The organism is Candidatus Hydrogenedentota bacterium, from assembly GCA_019695095.1.
GTDB lineage: Bacteria > Hydrogenedentota > Hydrogenedentia > Hydrogenedentales > SLHB01 > JAIBAQ01.
The window spans coordinates 1-4,779 of record JAIBAQ010000307.1 but is presented as its reverse complement, the minus strand read 5'-3'; the positions used below and the strand labels follow the sequence as shown (position 1 = coordinate 4,779).

5 protein-coding genes are annotated in these 4,779 nt (G+C 56.7%); 4 read left to right on the top strand and 1 reads right to left on the bottom strand.

The window, feature by feature from the left end:
- Nucleotides 1-179 (bottom strand): MerR family transcriptional regulator (locus tag K1Y02_25380; protein MBX7259713.1); only part of this gene is annotated, 179 nt, incomplete at its 3' end.
- 655 nt (nt 180-834) lie between these two features.
- Here K1Y02_25380 and K1Y02_25375 point away from each other — a divergent pair.
- The 4 genes from K1Y02_25375 to K1Y02_25360 all read left to right on the top strand — a co-directional run.
- Nucleotides 835-1,848: a phytoene/squalene synthase family protein gene (locus K1Y02_25375; GenBank protein ID MBX7259712.1), complete on the top strand. Its 1,014-nt coding sequence runs from the start codon at nt 835-837 to the stop codon at nt 1,846-1,848.
- 11 nt (nt 1,849-1,859) lie between these two features.
- The gene (crtI, locus tag K1Y02_25370) at nt 1,860-3,374 is read left to right on the top strand and encodes a phytoene desaturase (protein MBX7259711.1); all 1,515 of its coding nucleotides are present in this window, start codon (nt 1,860-1,862) and stop codon (nt 3,372-3,374) included.
- Entirely contained in the window at nt 3,364-4,107 is a 744-nt protein-coding gene (locus K1Y02_25365; protein ID MBX7259710.1) for an alpha/beta hydrolase, read from the top strand. Before crtI ends, K1Y02_25365 begins: the two co-directional genes overlap by 11 nt.
- Before the next feature lie 136 nt (nt 4,108-4,243).
- The coding region (locus tag K1Y02_25360) for a hypothetical protein (protein MBX7259709.1) at nt 4,244-4,779 on the top strand (536 nt) is incomplete at its 3' end.

Sequence of the window (4,779 nt, the reverse complement as noted above, 5' to 3'; positions counted from 1 at the left end):
GTCGCCCGGCTCAGAAGGCGCAGCCGAGTAATGTCACTGTCCGAATAGAGCCTCCGATTGGTTGGCGTTCGAGTAGGGCATACCGCTGCATAACGTCGTTCCCACATCCGGATTACGTGTGGCGTAAGTCCTGTGCGTAGAGCGACGACTTGGATCGGGTGTTGGCTCTGATGTTGCATACGGTCCCACTTATAACACGGCTGTATAATAATTGTCCAGAAAATATGAACTAGTGAAAAATTTTTACAAACTATTCTAATAAAACAGCTTATACAAATTAAGCACGGTCAAATCCAAGCTAAAACACCATTCGTTGTTCTTAAATTTCCGCTTTCACCGGAATTTTTGCACAAATCCAGGAGTTTTATTAGACAAATCTGAGACAAACAGTGTACAATCTGGCGTCAACGATGTGGAGGAGCGGTTTCATGGGTATCTCACCTGCAATACAACGCGCGTCCCAAACGCTAATGGCTGCTCGGGAATCGCTGTATGCCGCCCTCCTCAATATTGCGACCCCTCACTGCGCGTCCTGGGGAAACCAAGCTTGCCACGCGGCAACACATGTGCTGTCGCCTGCGCTTGTAGCCCTCCCTCCCCAGATGCCCCTCCCCAAGCGTTGTCGGCAAGCTTGGTCCCAGGCCGCGCAGATCTCCATAAACAACCCTTGGCTGCTCAAAGCGGGTCGTCGTATGAATCCGCGGTAGCTTTGCTGTGGCGCGGGCGTTGCCCGCATACTTGACGCAACGCAATTCAGGTGGAATCCCGAGCAAGAGCTCGGAGGACGTGCATGACACTCGCCCAAAGGCGAGTAAGCTGCACCATGGTGACAAAATGAGAATAAGCAAGCGCTGCAAGCATGACCACATCTGGAACGAAGCGGCATGGGCTGCCCAGGAGCATCGCATGCGTACGCAAGTGCTTCAAGCACCCGATGAAGAATCGGCCTGGCGAATCGTCGTGAGAGAATCGCGTACGGTTCTTCAGACCTACAGCTCAAGCTTCTTCGCTGTCACCCGCTTCCTTCCTGCCCACAAACGCGCTCAGGTTGAAGTCATATACGCCGCCGTACGGTATCCCGACGAAGTGGTCGATACGTTCCCGATCTCCGTCAACGCAAGAGCTGCCCGATTGAGAACCTGGCGGGAAGGATATGAGCGCGGACTCGAAGCCGAGTCCATTCAGTCCGCGGTTCGCGCTGGCGTGCCCTGTTTCGTGGCTGCCTTAGCGCGCGTGGTCCGGGATTGCGGCATTCCTCATGAGCATTATCGTGCCTTTCTGAACGCCATGATGCGCGACGTTTACCCGCAGCGCTACCAGACACTCGACGATCTGATCGACTCATACATCTACGGAAGCGCAATCGTCGTGGGCTACTTCTTGACCCACGTCTACGGATCTTCTTCACCATGCCAGTTCGATCGGGCCCTCAATGCCGCCCGCGACCTGGGCATCGCGCTTCAACTAACCAACTTCTGTCGCGACGTAACCGACGATCAGCGGCGAGGCAGGCAGTACCTTCCACTAGACGTCCTGATGAAAGAAGGTCTGTCGTGCGTCAACACCGCGGACACCAGTCAGCATGCCGCTCTCAATCGCGTCATTCGCGAAGTCGGCTTCGTCGCCAGAGACTATTACCGCCGTGCATTGGCGAATCTCGACGCGTTCCATGCGGATAGCCGCATTGCGATTCGCGCATGCATCGACGTATACGGCCAATTGAACGACCGTATCTGCTCCAGCCCCAACGGCCTTACCCATCGCGAGTCCGTTCCCCTGTCCCAGAAGTTCCGCGTTCTCCCCACCAGCAAATACTGGCGACTGCCGCTGGCATACCTCGGCTGGTAAATGAACAGAACATGAATACGCAAACTGCATCGAACGAAAAGCGGCCGGTAGCCATCGTGGGCGGTGGACTCGGAGGGCTTAGCGCGGCCATTCACTTGCGCCTTGCGGGTCATCCCGTCTCAATCTTTGAGGCCAACAGCCGCGTCGGAGGCCGGGCAAACCTCCTGGAAATGGATGGCTTTCGTTTCGATACCGGCCCTTCACTTCTGAACTACCCTTGGGTCTTCGAAGAGCTTTTCGCCGCCGCCGGAAAAAAGCTGAGCGACTACGTAAACCTCTTGCCAGTAGATCCTTCCGTCGGATTCGCATGGCCCGACGGTACTCAGTTCACGCTCTCCAGCAATCTGGAACGGCTCCTGGACGAGTGTGAACGCCTGGAACCCGGATCGCGCCCCCAAGTTCTTGCCTGGATGGGCGACGCGACAATCAAATACAACATTGCATTTTCAAAGCTCGTAAACCGCAACGCAGACTCGCCTTTGTCCTGGATCGGTGCGCTGTCCCCGCGCGAAATGTCCTATCTCGCCGTGTGGCGCTCTCTATACAGTGAACTGGGACGATTCTTCAAAAGTCGATACATCAAAGAAGCCCTCGGGTCGTACGGCATGTATTTGGGTGGCTCGCCGCACGACCTGCCGGGCTTCTTCTCGATCCTACCGTTCGGTGAACTGGCATATGGCCTCTGGCTTCCGCAAGGCGGCGTCTACGGATTGGTGCAGGGCATCGAACGGCTGGCGCGAGAAATGGGAGTAGAAGTACATACCCAGCGCCGTGTACGCGCAATACATACCGCTCATGGGTGTGTCTCTGCGCTTGAGTTCGAAGATGGTGAGCAGAACCCCTTCCCTATCATCGTTTCGAACGTTGACGTGCCCACCACCGACAGCTCCCTGCTCCGCGCAAACGGGCAATCGAAGCATTTCGCTAAGAAGACTCGCCGCATACGTATGACGTGCGGCGTCATGACCTACTATTGGGCCGTCAAAGGCAAACTGGACTCGTTGCGTCACCACACGATCTTCTTGCCCAATGACTACCGCGGGGCTTTCGATGACCTCAACCGGCGTAAACAGATTCCACGCGACCTTCCCTTTTACGTCAGTCTTCCCTCGGAGACCGATCCCAGTCTAGCCCCTCCGGGGGACTCCTGCGTATTCGTGTTGGTCCCGACTCCACTACTGAGCGAAATGCCCGATGCGGACTGGTCTCAAGAAGCCGAGCGCATTAAAGAGAAGGTTCTGAACCGCCTACAGGCAGAAGGCGTGAATCTCACTCAAGATCGGATCCTCCATCAATCCGTATTCACGCCCAAGGACTGGCAAACCCAGTTCGGACTCTTCGACGGTTCCGCGTTTGGCGCTGCCCACAACCTCTTCCAAGTCGGCCCTTTTCGTCCACGCAACTACGAACCGGCAATCAAGGGCCTTTACTACGTCGGCGCCAGCACAACGCCCGGCACGGGAATGCCCATGGTTGTCCTGGGAGGCCGCTTGACCGCCGAGCGGATTCAGGCCCTTGAACATTGAACGATTCGGGAACGGCCCCCATGTGTACGTAGGCATCCATGGGTGGGCAGGTAATCACCGCACATTCGCTCCCCTCGTGCCGTACTTGCCCGTCAATGCCGCATTCTACTGTGTCGATCTTCCCGGCTACGGAAAATCACCCGCCCCCAACGGCGAATGGAACATCGACTCAATCGCTACGCAATTGGCGGAGCAAGTCGCCCAGCTACACGGCCGGCCTGTGACGCTCGTTGGATACTGCGGCGGAGGCAACCTCGCCATCTTGACCGCCGCCCAACTTGAACATGGAATCGGCCGGCTGGTGCTCATCGATCCGTTTGCCTATATGCCGCTCTACTTCCGCATCTTCACGTGGGGAGAGTTTGGTCGCCACGCCTACACAACGACGTTCGCGAGTCCCATGGGGCGCTGGTTTACCAACGCCGCCCTGCGCAAGAAGCGCTCCGGGAAGACCAGCCTGACCCAAGCCTTCGAGAAAGTTGACCACGAACTGACCCTGCGCGCTATTCGCGGATTTGCTCGCTTTCCTTCTTATACAACGTTTCGTGATTTACACATCCCTGTGGACTTGGCCTACGGCGCGCACTCTTTCAAAGCGGTCAAAAGATCCGCCGAACTTTGGAGGAATGTCTGGCCGCATGCCCGTCTGCATGAATTAATCGGCGCCGGACACAGTCCAATTGTTGAGGCAACAGCCCAGTTGAGCAAAATTGTGTTCGACGTGAACGCGTGACTGGTCCGCGCATTACGGACTCGACACGGCGCGAATTCGCACGTATAGTGTGCCCCGAATTCCGAGGCTCTCCGGCCACTGGAAGCCGGCCGCCTTCGAATCCTCAATCAGGGCGCTATACAAGGGAATCCTGTTCATGCGTGTGTCGATGTTTTGCCGGTTGTTGCTTGTCATAAGCATTGCCTCGTCTGCATTGGCCGGCGCGAATAGCGCCAATCAAGCCAAAGCGGACGATGCGCGTGTGAAGATGCAGCAGAGCTCGGCTGCTTCGGGTGAGTCTTCGGAGGAAGCCGAAGTTATGCCATCGAATCGCACACAACGCGCCGTCGCCGATTTGGCGTGGGCGGCCGAGTTCACCCTGGAAGATCAATTCGGGAAAGCCCATACGTATGCCTTTCCCAAGGACAAAGTCAGCGTGTTGCTGTTCGCGGATCGGGAAGGTTCGGAGCAGATAGAAGGTTGGGTCCGGCCTCTCTACGACAAATACCGCAATGCGATCGACGTGGACGGTGTCGCCCTCTTGAAAGGCGTCCCCGAATGGATGCGCGGGACCGTCCGCTTCTTGTTCCGGAAGCAAGCAGCACATCCGGTCATGATGGATTGGACCGGCGAGACAACCGAGCAATTCGACTGTCGCGCCAAAGTCGCCAGCGTCTTTGTAGTCGACACCCA